We start from the raw sequence: 13,000 nt of genomic DNA on the forward strand, positions 1-13,000 counted from the left end.
TTTCAAACTTGCATGAATTGGAGAGACATATGACCGCTCGCGTCGCAATCGCTGGCATCGGCATGACTTCTTTCGGAAAGTTTCTCGATCGCTCGGTCAGAAGTCTTTCTGAGGAGGCGGTAAAGAACGCACTGGAAGATGCCGGCATTACCGCCGACCGGGTTGACCGCGTCTACTTCGGTAACGCTGCGGCGGGTCTCGTCACCGGCCAGGAAATGGTCCGCGCCCAGGCGGCATTGAGATTCACCGGGCTCATGGGCAAGCCGATGATCAACACCGAGAACGCATGTGCCACGGGCAGTACCGCATTCCATCTGGCGTGGCAGTGCGTGCAAGCCGGGCAAGCGGACATCGTCCTGGTCGTCGGTGCTGAAAAGCTGTCCCACGCCGACAAGGCGGTGTCTTTCGCCGCATTTGGAGCCGCGGTGGACATGGAAGAGAAGCTGCCCGACCACATTGGATCGGGTAGCGGTTCGATCTTCATGGACATCTACGCAGAAAGAACGCGCCGCTACATGGAAGCGACGGGTGTGACGTCGGCTGACATTGCCCAGATCGTGGTCAAGAGCCGGCATGCAGCGTCCCTCAATCCATTTGCCCAGTTCCGCAAGCCTACAACCGTTGAAGAGGTGCTGGCGGCTCGCATGATCAGCACCCCGTTGACGCTTCCGATGTGCTCGTCGATTGGCGACGGTGCAGCTGCAATCATCCTGTGTTCGAGCCGCGTTGCTGCGCAACTGACGGGCATCCGACCGGTATGGGTGGCGGCTTCTACATTGGTTTCAGGCTCGGCAAATACGGAAGGACCAAACGCTTCGGCCCGTGCCTCCAAGGCTGCTTATGAAGCGGCGTCAATCGATCCGCGCGACGTCCATGTTGTCGAGGTGCACGATGGGGCTGCGCCTAGCGAGCTGATCAATTGCGAAACCTTGCAGCTTTGCGCACCCGGTGAAGCAGTCCACTTGCTTCGAAGCGGTGCAACAGGCCTTGGAGGAAAGGTCTCAATCAATCCAAGCGGTGGATTGATCAGCCGGGGTCATCCCATTGGGGCTACCGGCACGGCTCAGATTTTCGAGTTGGCGCAACAACTGCGCGGCGAGGCTGGCGAACGTCAGCGCCCGGCAGCCAAGGTCGGATTGGCTCAGAACTCGGGCGGTCAGGTCGGCGGTGACTCGGCCGCAGCGGTGGTGACCATCCTCACTGCCTAAGTCGGTGGGTGATCCTCACGCGCATATCCACACGATTGATACAAACATCTGGAGACTGACATGACACAGCGACTGCTGGGCAAGGTAATTGTGGTGACCGGCGCAGGTGCCGGAGTAGGGAAGGAAATCGCGCTGGAAGCGGCGCGCCAGGGCGCGAGGGTGGTCGTGAACGACTTAGGCGTGAGCATGGACGGCGTCGGCGGCAGCGCTGGGCCGGCTCAGGAAACGGTTGATCAAATCCGTGCTGCAGGCGGCGAGGCCACCGCAAACACTGACAGCGTGGCCGAGTGGAATTCGGCGCAACAGATCGTGACGCAAGCACTCGATTTGTACGGACGGGTCGACGGTCTGGTGAATAACGCCGGTAATCTACGTGACGGCATTTTTCACAAGATGTCGGAGGAAAACTTCGACGCAGTGGTGAAGGTGCACCTGAAGGGCTGTTTCAATGTGGCCCGCGCCGTGGCGCCGCACTTCAAGAGTCAGGAGTCGGGTTCCATAGTGCACATGACCTCAACTTCGGGGCTGATCGGGAATTTTGCGCAAGCCAACTATTCCGCCGCAAAGATGGGCGTTGTCGGTTTGTCGAAGTCCATTGCGCTGGACATGGCTCGCTTTCACGTGCGGTCCAACTGTATTGCGCCCTTCGCGTTCACCCGCATGGTGAGCTCGATCCCGACCGACACGCCCGAGGGAATGGCACGCACGCTGGTTAACCAGCGCATGGAGGTGGCCAAGATCGCGCCGTTCACCTGCGCGCTGTTGACCGACGAAGCCGCTAGCGTGACCGGGCAGATCTTTGGCGTTCGCAGCAACGAGATCTACTTGTTTTCGCAGCCGCGCCCGATCCGCACCGCCCACCGCAGCGAGGGCTGGACCGTCGACACCTGCCTTGAAGTCGCACTGCCCATGATGAAGCCATCGTTCTTCCCGCTGGACAACTCGCGGGATGTCTTTACCTGGGACCCCGTTTGACGGGACATATTCCACCATCAGGAGACTAGCGATGAGTGATGACACGCGTGACATGCTGCATGAAGCGGCGTTGCGGATATTCTCGGACAAGCCCCAGAATCTGTGGGCAGTTCTGCAGGAGTCCGGATTTGACAAAGCCTTGTTGGCCGAAAGCAAGGGCGGCGCTGGCGTTAGCTGGGCAGACGCCTGTGGGCTGCTGTCGCTCGCCGGCGAACATGCTGCGGCTGTTCCGCTGGCCGAGGCGATGGTCGGACACTGGCTGTTGGACCATGCCGGTGTTGAGGGGGCGGGCACGCCGACCATAGCGTCATCAGTGCGGCCCGATGAGATCCGAGTGGGCATGGGATACGACGGCAAACGGGTGAGTGGCAAGCTTTGCCGTGTGCCATGGGGTGAGTTCTGCACGCATGTCGCTTTCATCGTCGGCGCAGGCACGGCCGCGCAGCTGATCGTGGTAGCCCGCGAAACGGCTGGCGTATCCATCACACCCGGCCGCAATCTCGCCGGCGAGCCGCGCGACACGTTGGTACTTGACGGCGTGGTGCCGCAGGCTGTGGTCAATGCGCCCTTCGATGCGCGCGAGTTGCTTTCCCTTGCGGCCATCCTGCGCAGTGCACTCATGGCGGGAGCTATCGGTCGCGCTCTCGCTCTTTCAGTCGAGTACGCCAACCTGCGCGTTCAGTTCGGACGACCGATCGGCAAGTTTCAGGCGGTGCAGCAGAACATTGCCCTTCTTGCGACGCAGGCAGCAGCCGCGCGTGCAGCTGCCGAGGCTGGCAGCGATGCGATCGACGAATGGCTGGGCGGGGCGGGAGTGCCCCTTACGCAAAGCATTGCGGCTCCCAGCGCCAAGATCCGAACCGGTGAAGCAGCAAGCCAGGCTTGTGCAATCGCGCACCAGGTGTTCGGCGCCATTGGCTTCACCGAAGAGCACGAACTGCACCAGTTCACCAAGCGGCTGTGGTCCTGGCGAGACGAGTGCGGTAACGAGGCTTTCTGGTCGCGTGAGCTGGGTGAGCGCATCCTGGTCGGTGACGCCGGGCAGTCCCTCTGGCGCGCCATGGTGCCGATGGCGGCGCCCACCACTGCTGCGGCAGTCGAAGAAAAGGCAGGAGCAGCACGATGAACTATCTTTCTTTTGCGCGTCCGCAGCCGTCCGAGATCGGTGAGCGGTTGCGGGCCGAAGTGCGCGAGTTCATCGACGGCTGGCACGGCAACCGGCACGGCGCTGCTGCCTTCAGCGGCTTCGATCCCGCCTTCAGCGAAGCCCTTGGAAAGCGCGGCTGGATCGGCATGGGCTTTCCCAAGCGCTATGGCGGCGGTGGGTACGGACTGGTGGAGCGTCTCGTCGTTCTGGAAGAACTGCTTGCCGTTCGCGCGCCGATCTTTGCGCATGCGGTGGCCGAGCGCCAGAGCGGGCCGCTGCTGCTACGTTTCGGCAATGAGCGTCAGCGCGAAGAGATCATCCCCAGGATCGCCGCCGGTACGTGCTACTTCTGCATCGGTTTGAGCGAACCGGACTCAGGTTCGGATCTTGCATCAGTACGCACCCGGGCCATCAAAGTCGACGGAGGCTGGCGCGTGAACGGTGCCAAGATTTGGACGTCGAGCGCGCACCGCACACACTACATGGTCTTGCTGTGCCGTACGGCGCCTACCAGTGAAGTGCGCCAGGCCGGCTTGAGCCAGTTCCTGGTCGACATGAAGACACCCGGCGTCACATGCCGGTCCATCGTCAACATCGCCGGAGACGACGACTTCAACGAAGTCCATTTTCAGGACGTATTCCTCTCTGACGATGCCCTCATTGGCGTTGAAGGCCAAGGCTGGCAGCAGGTCACGAGCGAGTTGACATTCGAGCGAAGCGGGCCTGACCGGTTCATGTCCCACATGGGCGCTGTCGAGGAATTTGTCACCGCCCTCAAACAGCAGCCATCTGTGGAAGGAGCCCGTACGGTGGGGCGGTTGGTCGCTCATCTGTCGACGCTGCGTCGTATGTCGCGCTCGATCGCCACCATGATCACCGAAGAGCAGGACGCTGCTTTGCACGCTGCCCTGCTCAAGGACCTCGGTACTTGCTTCGAGCAAGAAATTCCCGAAACCCTTCGGTTGGTTCTGCCGACCGAGCCTGAACCTGGGTCGAACGACGGGTACAGCGCGGCGTTGGCCAACGTCATCCTCCATGCACCCTCCTGCACGATCCGCGGCGGCACGAAGGAAGTGCTGCGCGGCATAGTCGCCAAGTCCCTTGGACTTCGGTAAGCAGCCCCCTGATCCAACTCACAGACAGATATTCCGAAAGGCCGCAAGTGGAAACTGCAATCAATACAGAAGAACTTATTCGACAACAGGGCGATGCCGTACTGTGGTTGAAGCTAAATCGACCGCAGGCGTTGAACTCACTGACACTTTCGCTCGTCAGCGCATTGACGCAAGCGATCGAAGATGCTCAGAGCGACCCAGAAGTCCGCGTCATTGTTCTGACAGGCGAAGGCCGCGCCTTCTGCGCTGGCGCTGACCTGAAGGATCCCGCCAGGAGCCGTCCCGAAAGTGGCGCCGAGTTCGTGAAGGCCATCGGCGCGCTAACCGAACTGATCGAGGCTTCGACGAAGCCAGTCATCGCCGCGCTCAACGGCATTACGGTCGCCGGTGGATTGGAGCTCGTGCTCGCCTGTGACATCGTTGTCGCCACCGAGTCAGCCCGGATTGGCGATGCTCATTCGAATTACGCCCTGTTTCCTGGCGCAGGCGCCACCGTGCGCTTGCCCAGAAAGGTGGGACTGAACAACGCAAAGCTCCTGATGTTCACGGGCGACATGCATCCGGCCAGCGAATGGAAGGCGCTTGGCCTTGTCAACATGGTTGTCGCTGATGCTGACTTCATCAACTCTGTGACCGCGCTGGCCAAGAAGCTCGGGACCAAGAGCCCGCTCGTGTTGGGCCGCATGAAGCAGGCTCTCAACGACGCGCTGGACCAGCCGGTGTCCGTCGGGTTGCGCTACGAGCGCGCCCTGAGCAACTTGCACCACTTCTCGGCGGATCGCATTGAAGGGCTGGCGGCCTTCAAGGAAAAGCGCCCTCCGCAGTTCACGGGCAAATAGTCCTACTTCACTTGAGACACCAATAAGAAGGAGACAACTGTGAAGACTAACTGGGAATGCGTCCGGCGGGATGCAATGAACCTTATTTTGCGGACTCTGAGCGGCACGTCATTTCTTCCGGCGTTGATTAGCGCGCAGGGAAAAGATGCCTACCTGCGCGACCCGAAGCATGCCTCCACCATGCGTGCCAAAGGACTTGAGCCGCTCCCCGGGGCCCCTGCCGACGCTGTCCGCTTTCAGAACCAGGAGCAGGCGAAGTGGGGACGTGTTGTCAACCTTGTCCGGGCGAAGGGACGACTGAGCTAGCGCAGTCTTCTCCCGCCGCCCTGGCTTGAGGCAGTTCGACTGATACCGACGACTAAAGGATTTAATAGTATGGAACCGAAAGACAAAGGGCCGCTGACCGGCGTGCGTGTGATCGATATCGGCACAATGGTGGCGGGACCGGTAGCCGCGACTCTGCTTGCAGACTTGGGCGCTGACGTCATCAAGATCGAGCAGCCGGGCCGAGGCGACTCACTGCGCCACATCGGACCGGCGGTGGAAGGCGAGAGTCTTTGGTGGAACGTCGAGGGGCGCAATAAAAAGTCCGTGACACTCGATCTGCACCATCCAGAAGGTCAGCGGATCCTGAAGGAAATGTTGAAGCACGCGGATGTGCTCGTGGAGAACTTCCGCCCCGGGATCCTGGGCAAATGGAACCTGTCGTGGGAACACCTGAAGCAGGTGAATCCAAGGCTCGTGATGCTGAGTGTGTCCGGCTACGGTCAGACCGGCCCTTACGCAAGTCGCGCAGGATACGACCGAATTGCCCTTGCCATGGGCGGCACGCTGAATGCTACAGGCTATCCGGACCGCGCGCCGGTCAAGCTGGGTACGGCGATGGCGGACTACTCGACCGCGTTGTTTGGCGCTTACGGAATCATGGTGGCGCTTTACCACCGCGATACCCGCGGTGGCGAAGGTCAGCAGATCGATCTCTCGTTGTACGAGACGGTGTTCCGCTTCACCGACGTGATGGTGACGGCGTACGAGAAGATGGGGCTACCGCGCGAGCGCACTGGCAACCTGCACTTCGCTGCAGCCCCGGGAGACCATTTCGAAACCTGCGACGGACGTTACATCGTTATGACCGTGTCCAACGACCGCATGTTCGGCCGCTTGTGCGAAGTGATTCCGGCCCTGGGCCGGGAAGAGCGCTATTCGACCCACGCGAAACGAACGACTTGCGTTGAAGAGCTCAACGTCATCGTCGCCGCATGGATCAAGTCGCTGCCGGTGCTGGAGGTGTGCAGCATCCTCGAAGAGAAGGGTCTCGCTTACTCCTTGATCTACTCGATCAAGGACATTGTTGCCGATCCGCACTACGAAGCCAGGGGCAGCATCGCCAGCGTCGAGCACCCGAAGATCGGTGAACTGAAAATGCCCGCTGTACAGCCCCGCTTCAGTGGGACACCGTCGCCGCAGATCAAGCCGGCGCCCGCTCTGGGTGCGCACACCGACGAGATACTGCGTGAATTGGTGGGGCTCTCGGCTGAGCAGATTGCCGAGCTGCGCCAAGCGGGCACAGTCTGAGGGAGTGAACTCCATGGAGGCACCAATGACCATGTCCCAGGTAAAGACAGTCATTCAGGATTCAGCGAGCGTGCTCTCGGCAATCGAGAGTCGCTTCTCCTGCCGAGCGTTCTTGCGCGACAAACCCGTCGCGCGCCATCAAATCGATGAGATTCTGCGGGTCGCGAGTTGCTCGGCGTCCAGCACGAACACCCAGCCGTGGAGGGTGTATGTGCTGCAGGGGGAGCGCCGTGATGAACTTGTCGAGAAGGTGTGTGCTGCGCACGATGCGACGCAGGCCGATCCCGCACTTGCCGCCGAATACGGAGAGGTGGCCGGCTACTACCCAGCCACTTGGATCTCGCCCTACATCGACAGGCGGCGTGACAACGGTTGGGGCCTGTACGGTGCTCTCGGAATTGGTAAGGGCGACAAGGACAAGATGCACGCGCAGACACAGCGGAACTATCGGTTGTTCGACGCGCCCGTGGGCCTCATGTTCTCAATCGACCGTGTGATGGGCCGAGGCTCTCTCATCGATTACGGCATGTTCTTGCAGACATTAATGCTGGCGGCACGCGCCTTTGGCCTGCACACATGCCCCCAAGCGGCGTGGAACAACTACGCAAAAATTGTGATGCCGCTAGTCGGCGCGAGTCCTAGTGAAATGTTGGTTTGTGGCATGGCGCTTGGCTATGCAGACGAGTCAGCGCCAGTGAACGCATACAGGACGCCGCGAGAGACGGTGGAGAGCTTCACGCACTGGGTCTGATTGACGCGCCTCTGACCACATTATGGATATGTGGCTAGTGCAGGTCTCTTGGAATTTCTAGAGTGTCGGTTCAATTTTTATAACTGGAGACAACATGATTTCTCGTCGTCAATTTGCCCAATTTGGCCTGGCCGCGTTCGCATTGCCGCCCTTCGCCATGGCGGCGCCATTCACGTCACAGACCATCAAGGTGATTGTTCCGAATTCGCCTGGCCCAGGCACTGACGTGTTGGGACGCTTCTTCGCGTCTTACATGGCGAAGCAGTGGAACTCCCCAGTCGTGGTTGAAAACAAGGCCGGCTCCGGTGGCCAGATTGCGACGGACTTTGCCGCCAAGGCGCCGCCGGACGGTACGGTGATCCTGATAACCACGAGTGCTCATTTCACCTACCCTTACCTTTACACGAAATTGCCGTTTGATCCCGTAAACGACTTGGTTCCAGTCGCCCAATTCGTTCAGGGCGGATTTGCAGTCGTAGTGGCGACAAATTCACCGTTCAAGACGATTCAGGACCTCATCAGCGAAGCCAAGCGCAAGCCTGGAACGATTAGCTTTGCTTCGGCGGGTGTCGGCTCGCCCACCCACATGGCGGGCGCTCAATTCGGGCACATGGCAGGAGCTGACATCGTTCACATACCCTATAAAGATGCCTCGCAAGTGATGACTGATGTGATAGGTGGGCAACTTCAAATGGGACTCACCGGCACCTCGACAGCAATGTCGATGATCCAAGCTGGAAAGTTGCGTGCCCTGGCCGTCACGACCCCAAAACGCGTCCCGGCACTCGGCAATGTTCCTACTTTGGATGAGTCTGGTCTGCGCGGCTACGATGTGACCTCGCCCATATTCGCGGTCACGCGTGCCGGAACGCCAGCAGCCACAGTCTCGGAAATCTCGCGAATCATGCTTGAGGCCGCTAGTACGCCAGAGTTCAAGGAAGTAGCCGATAGGCTGGGCTACGTGATGGATCTGCAAGACTCGGCCAAGATGCGCGGCAATATGCAGAGCGAATTTGCAAAATGGAAGCGGATGGTCGACATCTCCGGCGCCAAGCCCGGCTAAGTCCGCCCGTTACCGCCTGACAAGCTATGTGCTGTGGTCATTTTCATACCTTTGGCACCTCTTGCCGTCATTCGATCTGGAGCACGCAGATGGCGTCGGTGCATGCCGTGGTGAGTGGCGGTGTTGGACCCCACGGCTCAACCGATGCTGCCAGGGTCGCCGAGGATGGTGCAAAAGCGCTTGAGGTTCTGCGCAGATCCATCTCGGTGGATGTCCACACGCATGGCGGTCCGCAGGGTATCTACTCTCCGGCGCCGCCCAACGGCAGCCTTGCCGCCGGGATGCGAGCCGGCTCCCTTGCTGCCGTGTGCCTGTCGGAAATCCCGGACGAGCCTCTTCTTGGCAGGAATGCAGCCGGGGTCGCCTGCCTCACGCGCTTGCCGAGGCCGGGTGAGCTCTATCGACACCATCTTGAACGCCTCGCCTGGGCTGACGAGTTGGTGGCGCACCATGGCTTGCAGCGCGCACTGACGGCAGCCGATCTTGAATCGGCCCACGCTGCAGGTCAGCCGTCGGTGATCGGGGGCGTTGAGGGCCTGGACTTCATGGAAGGCCAACTGGAGCGGCTGCAAGAAGCCCACCAGCGCGGCATCCGCTCTGCTCAGCTTGTTCATTTCACCCCCAACGATATTGGTGACTTTCAGATGGGCGTGGTGACGCACGACGGGTTGACCGAATTCGGCGCCGAGGTGATCCGCGAGTGCCATCGGTTGGGAATGATCGTTGATGTTGCGCATGCCTCCGAAAAAATGGCCAAGACGGCGGCGAAAGTCTCCTCCAAGCCGCTGCTGCTATCCCATACAGCGCTCGCCGGTTCAAGGGCCATGGCATCGACCCGATTGGCGGCCCGGTGCGTGAGCCCGGATCATGCGAGGGCGATCGCAGATACCGGCGGCGTCATCGGGATCTGGGCCATCTTTCCTGACCTCGACAAATACGTCGAGGGACTGAAGGAGATGGCCGATGTCATAGGAGTGGACCATGTCTGCGTAGGGACCGATCAACAGGTCGCCCCTGGCGTGTTGCAAGACTATTCGCAGTGGGTCAACCTCATCGCTGCAATGTTGCGCGGGGGTTTTACGGCGGAAGAGGCCGGAAAGATTGCCGGGGGCAATTACACGCGCATCTTTCGCGCTGCGGTGGGATGACCCATTCTGTTGGCTCCAAAGAACTGTGCTGAGTCCCGCAACGGCACGTGCATCACCAATTGTTCCGCATATTTGATCCAGAACCAGTCCGGATCTTTCATCAAGACCGGTCAACAGTACTGCCGATGCGGCTGCGTCGAAATTGAACGCGGGGGTTAATACGAAATTATCACAATGTGGATAAATGGATTTCCTCCAAGAATTTTGGGGATGCTCTGCATCTCTACCTCACCTGTGATGGAGACATCGATGATTGCCAGACGAAATTTTTGCTTCGCGGTTACTGGCGCAACTGCGTGGCAGGTTCTGCCTGCATCTGCGCAAGACAGTTATCCAGATCGATCCGTGCGTCTTGTTGTGGGATTTCCTGCCGGTGGAACCACTGACATGATGGGTCGACTCATGGCGAAAGAATTAGCTGCTCGTCTCGGCCAATCTTTTGTTGTTGACAACCGACCAGGAGCCAGCAGCAATATCGGCACGGCATCAGTTGCGCGAGCGGCTTCCGATGGCTACACATTGTTGCTAGCAACTGTGGCGAATGCGACGAATGTCACCGCTTACAAAAATCTTTCGTTTGATATCCAGAAAGATCTTGTTCCGATTGCCGGAATTGCAATTGTTCCGAATGTGCTCGTTGTCTCAGCGTCTTCGCCGTTTAAAACGTTTGATGACTACCTGAATTTCGCTAGAAAAAACCCAGGCAAGCTGACGTTTGCTTCTGGAAGCAGTGGCTCTTCTCAGCACTTGGCGGGCGAGCTCTTTAAAACAATGGCAAAAGTCGAAATGCTGCATATCCCTTATCCTGGTAGTGCGCCTGCATTAACAGACGTCATGGGAGGACAGGTAGATTCTATTTTCGACAATTTGCCGTCAGCTTTGCCGCATATTGCCAGCGGAAAGCTGAGGGCTTTGGCGGTGACGAGTCCATCACGAGCGCCCGCGCTTCCTGATATTCGAACAGTAGCCGAGCTTGGATTTCCCGGGTTCGAGGCCTATTCGTGGCAGGGCTTGATGGCACCAAAAGGGACGCCTGAGACGGTAGTTCAAAAGCTGTCTTCCACAGTCTCCGAAAGCTTGACTGATCCGAGCGTGTTAGCGCAAATCGTAAGGCTTGGAGGAGCTTCCAATAAATTGAATGCCGAGGATTTCCGCAAGTTTGTGAAGGCGGAAATTGATAAATGGGGGCCGATCATAATAAAGTCCGGGACTGTCATCGAGTGACCCCGTGATGAGAAATTCACCTTCGTCAATGTCTTCGCATGGCGCGGGGCTGCAAGATTCGAGCGAGCAGCGACCGCTTGAGGGATTTCGAGTGGTCGAGCTTGCCCAGATGATCGCTGGGCCATCGGCAGCCCTGTTGCTCGCGGACTATGGGGCCGATGTCCTCAAACTGGAGCCACCTTCTGGCGACACGTGCCGAAAACTACGTTCTGCGGCTGCGGCCTCAATGGCTGAGTCACCGGTCTTTGTGGGCTACAACCGCGGCAAGCGCATCGCGCAGCTTGATATTCGCACCGAAGCTGGTCGTGAGCAGGTTTTTCGGCTCATTGAGGAGGCCGACGTATTTATCGAATCCGCGCGCCCAGGCGTCATGGAGCGTCTGGGTTTGGGGGCTGACACGTTGCTGGCCCGAAATCCCAGGCTCGTTTATGCATCCGTCTCCGGTTTTGGGCGCGGTGAAATTGGAGCAAAACTTGGTGGCGTAGACATGGTCGTACAAGCCGAGAGCGGCATGATGTCCACCACAGGATTTCCCGGGCAGCCTGCTACGAAGGTTGGCTTTACGGTGGTGGATGCGGCATGCGGACACGCTCTATGCCACGGGATCCTGGCCTCGCTGTTGCGGCGCGAGCGCACGGGCCGAGGCGAGGTGGTCCGTGTCAGCCTGTACGACGTGGCGCTTCACCTGCAGACTGGTCCAATTGTCGAATACTTGATGACAGGTGTGCAACCTGAACGAAGCGGTAACAGTGCGCCGCTGTCCGCACCGGCGGATTCATTTCGATGCGCTGATGGAGAAGTGGTTATCTCCGCCTATATCGATGCGCATTGGCAAAAATTCGTGGCCTTGATTGAAGCGCCGGAACTGCTTGAGGACCCGCGCTTCTTAACGGGGCCGCTGAAGGTTCTCAATCGTGCCGCGTTGACAGCCATGATCGAGAAGAGGTTGGCTGCGCGAGGGGCTGCCGAGTGGGTCTCGCTTCTGCAGGCTCACGGTCTACTTGCTGGGCTCGTAAAAGACTATGCAGCGGTGACAAATGAGAAGTTGACACAGGAGGTCGGCGCCATCCAGTCGACGACGGACGGATTCGGAATTCGCAATCCCATCGTGCTCGAGAAAACGGTATTGCGGACGATGCAAGGCCGGACAGAATTGTCTGGGTTGGATGCCCTTACCGGTTTTACGAAAACGGGGCAAAGCCACCCGCCATGGACCAGTGGTGCTGCGCCATAGAGCTTCCTCTTTTTTCCTCGAGCCGTTCACATTGTGGACGCATGGGGCGCGCCGCTGTACTCGCCTCATTAAACTTTGACCGGTGGACCGGATGTCTATCGTCAATCAAAGGCCGGAGACCTTCATGAGTACAGATGCAGTGACCCGCGAGGAATTGCACAACCGTGGCGTAGACATGCGTTTTTACCGTCGCAGTGACGGCCTGTTCGAAGTCGAAGGCCGTTTGGTCGACACCAAAACGCACCCGTTTCGTCGCTTGCTGGCTGAAGAAGACGCTCCGCCAGGGCACCCCCTGCACGACATCACAGTTCGCCTCGTCGTTGACTCTGAACTCCAGCTTCACGCTGCGGATGCAAAGATGTCGGCGACGCCTTTCGACATCTGCCCTGAGGCAGCAAACGCGCTGCGGGAGCTTGTGGGTCTCAGCATCGGGGCCGGCTGGAACAAGCGCGTACGCGAACTACTTGGAGGAGTGGCGTCCTGCACGCACATCGTGGAGCTGTTGGGTCCGATGGCCACGACCGTGCTGCAAGGCATCGCGCCGCTACGAATTGTCTCAAGTGACGATCCTGAAAAGGACGCGCAACGCCGATTTCATGTGGACAGCTGTTATGCGTTTGCGGCCAAACGCGAGGTGGTTATTCGCCTGTTGCCACGCCTGCAGCGCGAGAAGCCTGAGACGTCGATCTGACTGCCTTCCCATCAAACGCTGAGGCAATTT

Annotated in this window: 13 protein-coding genes; all 13 read left to right on the forward strand. The window is 59.2% G+C overall.

The annotated features are described in order from the left end of the window. Positions 1–29: 29 nt before the first annotated feature. The 13 genes from LPA35_RS18805 to LPA35_RS18865 all read left to right on the forward strand — a co-directional run bounded on the left by LPA35_RS18805 (position 30) and on the right by LPA35_RS18865 (position 12,970). Positions 30–1,208: a thiolase family protein gene (locus LPA35_RS18805; protein WP_228898132.1), complete on the forward strand. Its 1,179-nt coding sequence runs from the start codon at positions 30–32 to the stop codon at positions 1,206–1,208. A 60-nt stretch (positions 1,209–1,268) separates the two neighbouring features. Beyond that, positions 1,269–2,183 carry an SDR family NAD(P)-dependent oxidoreductase gene (locus tag LPA35_RS18810; RefSeq protein WP_228898134.1) on the forward strand — a complete coding sequence of 305 codons (915 nt, stop codon included), beginning with the start codon at positions 1,269–1,271 and terminating at the stop codon, positions 2,181–2,183. 31 nt (positions 2,184–2,214) lie between these two features. Beyond that, positions 2,215–3,309 (forward strand): acyl-CoA dehydrogenase family protein, encoded by a 1,095-nt coding sequence (locus LPA35_RS18815; protein ID WP_228898136.1) that lies wholly within the window; start codon positions 2,215–2,217, stop codon positions 3,307–3,309. After that, positions 3,306–4,445 carry an acyl-CoA dehydrogenase family protein gene (locus LPA35_RS18820; RefSeq protein ID WP_228898142.1) on the forward strand — a complete coding sequence of 380 codons (1,140 nt, stop codon included), beginning with the start codon at positions 3,306–3,308 and terminating at the stop codon, positions 4,443–4,445. Before LPA35_RS18815 ends, LPA35_RS18820 begins: the two co-directional genes overlap by 4 nt. Positions 4,446–4,492: 47 nt before the next feature. After that, positions 4,493–5,284 (forward strand): enoyl-CoA hydratase/isomerase family protein, encoded by a 792-nt coding sequence (locus LPA35_RS18825; RefSeq protein ID WP_228898143.1) that lies wholly within the window; start codon positions 4,493–4,495, stop codon positions 5,282–5,284. Between the two features lie 39 nt (positions 5,285–5,323). Then, positions 5,324–5,590, forward strand: coding sequence for a hypothetical protein (locus tag LPA35_RS18830; protein WP_228898146.1), 267 nt, complete (start codon positions 5,324–5,326; stop codon positions 5,588–5,590). Positions 5,591–5,659: 69 nt separating this feature from the next. Next, positions 5,660–6,859 carry a CaiB/BaiF CoA-transferase family protein gene (locus tag LPA35_RS18835; protein WP_228898147.1) on the forward strand — a complete coding sequence of 400 codons (1,200 nt, stop codon included), beginning with the start codon at positions 5,660–5,662 and terminating at the stop codon, positions 6,857–6,859. Positions 6,860–6,890: 31 nt separating this feature from the next. Next, positions 6,891–7,610, forward strand: a complete 720-nt coding sequence (locus tag LPA35_RS18840; protein WP_228898437.1) for a nitroreductase — start codon at positions 6,891–6,893, stop codon at positions 7,608–7,610. A 94-nt stretch (positions 7,611–7,704) separates the two neighbouring features. Further along, a complete protein-coding gene (locus tag LPA35_RS18845; RefSeq protein ID WP_228898148.1) occupies positions 7,705–8,673 on the forward strand; it encodes a tripartite tricarboxylate transporter substrate binding protein in 969 nt (322 codons plus the stop codon). Positions 8,674–8,762: 89 nt separating this feature from the next. Beyond that, positions 8,763–9,821 (forward strand): dipeptidase, encoded by a 1,059-nt coding sequence (locus tag LPA35_RS18850; RefSeq protein ID WP_228898149.1) that lies wholly within the window; start codon positions 8,763–8,765, stop codon positions 9,819–9,821. Between the two features lie 237 nt (positions 9,822–10,058). Next, a complete protein-coding gene (locus LPA35_RS18855; protein WP_228898150.1) occupies positions 10,059–11,045 on the forward strand; it encodes a tripartite tricarboxylate transporter substrate binding protein in 987 nt (328 codons plus the stop codon). A gap of 28 nt (positions 11,046–11,073) precedes the next feature. Then, positions 11,074–12,279 (forward strand): CaiB/BaiF CoA-transferase family protein, encoded by a 1,206-nt coding sequence (locus tag LPA35_RS18860; RefSeq protein ID WP_255669854.1) that lies wholly within the window; start codon positions 11,074–11,076, stop codon positions 12,277–12,279. A 124-nt stretch (positions 12,280–12,403) separates the two neighbouring features. Beyond that, positions 12,404–12,970, forward strand: coding sequence for a DUF2889 domain-containing protein (locus LPA35_RS18865; protein WP_228898152.1), 567 nt, complete (start codon positions 12,404–12,406; stop codon positions 12,968–12,970). Positions 12,971–13,000: the final 30 nt, after the last annotated feature.

The organism is Acidovorax sp. Leaf73, assembly GCF_916855635.1.
GTDB classification, from domain to species: domain Bacteria; phylum Pseudomonadota; class Gammaproteobacteria; order Burkholderiales; family Burkholderiaceae_C; genus Acidovorax; species Acidovorax facilis.

Bases quoted from the DNA above. Each gene is read 5' to 3' on its own strand.
- LPA35_RS18855 (WP_228898150.1), top strand. From the start codon at position 10,059: ATGGAGACATCGATGATTGCCAGACGAAATTTTTGCTTCGCGGTTACT.
- LPA35_RS18820 (WP_228898142.1), top strand. From the start codon at position 3,306: ATGAACTATCTTTCTTTTGCGCGTCCGCAGCCGTCCGAGATCGGTGAG.
- LPA35_RS18805 (WP_228898132.1), top strand. From the start codon at position 30: ATGACCGCTCGCGTCGCAATCGCTGGCATCGGCATGACTTCTTTCGGA.
- LPA35_RS18810 (WP_228898134.1), top strand. From the start codon at position 1,269: ATGACACAGCGACTGCTGGGCAAGGTAATTGTGGTGACCGGCGCAGGT.
- LPA35_RS18860 (WP_255669854.1), top strand. From the start codon at position 11,074: ATGTCTTCGCATGGCGCGGGGCTGCAAGATTCGAGCGAGCAGCGACCG.
- LPA35_RS18850 (WP_228898149.1), top strand. From the start codon at position 8,763: ATGGCGTCGGTGCATGCCGTGGTGAGTGGCGGTGTTGGACCCCACGGC.
- LPA35_RS18840 (WP_228898437.1), top strand. From the start codon at position 6,891: ATGTCCCAGGTAAAGACAGTCATTCAGGATTCAGCGAGCGTGCTCTCG.
- LPA35_RS18835 (WP_228898147.1), top strand. From the start codon at position 5,660: ATGGAACCGAAAGACAAAGGGCCGCTGACCGGCGTGCGTGTGATCGAT.
- LPA35_RS18815 (WP_228898136.1), top strand. From the start codon at position 2,215: ATGAGTGATGACACGCGTGACATGCTGCATGAAGCGGCGTTGCGGATA.
- LPA35_RS18845 (WP_228898148.1), top strand. From the start codon at position 7,705: ATGATTTCTCGTCGTCAATTTGCCCAATTTGGCCTGGCCGCGTTCGCA.
- LPA35_RS18865 (WP_228898152.1), top strand. From the start codon at position 12,404: ATGAGTACAGATGCAGTGACCCGCGAGGAATTGCACAACCGTGGCGTA.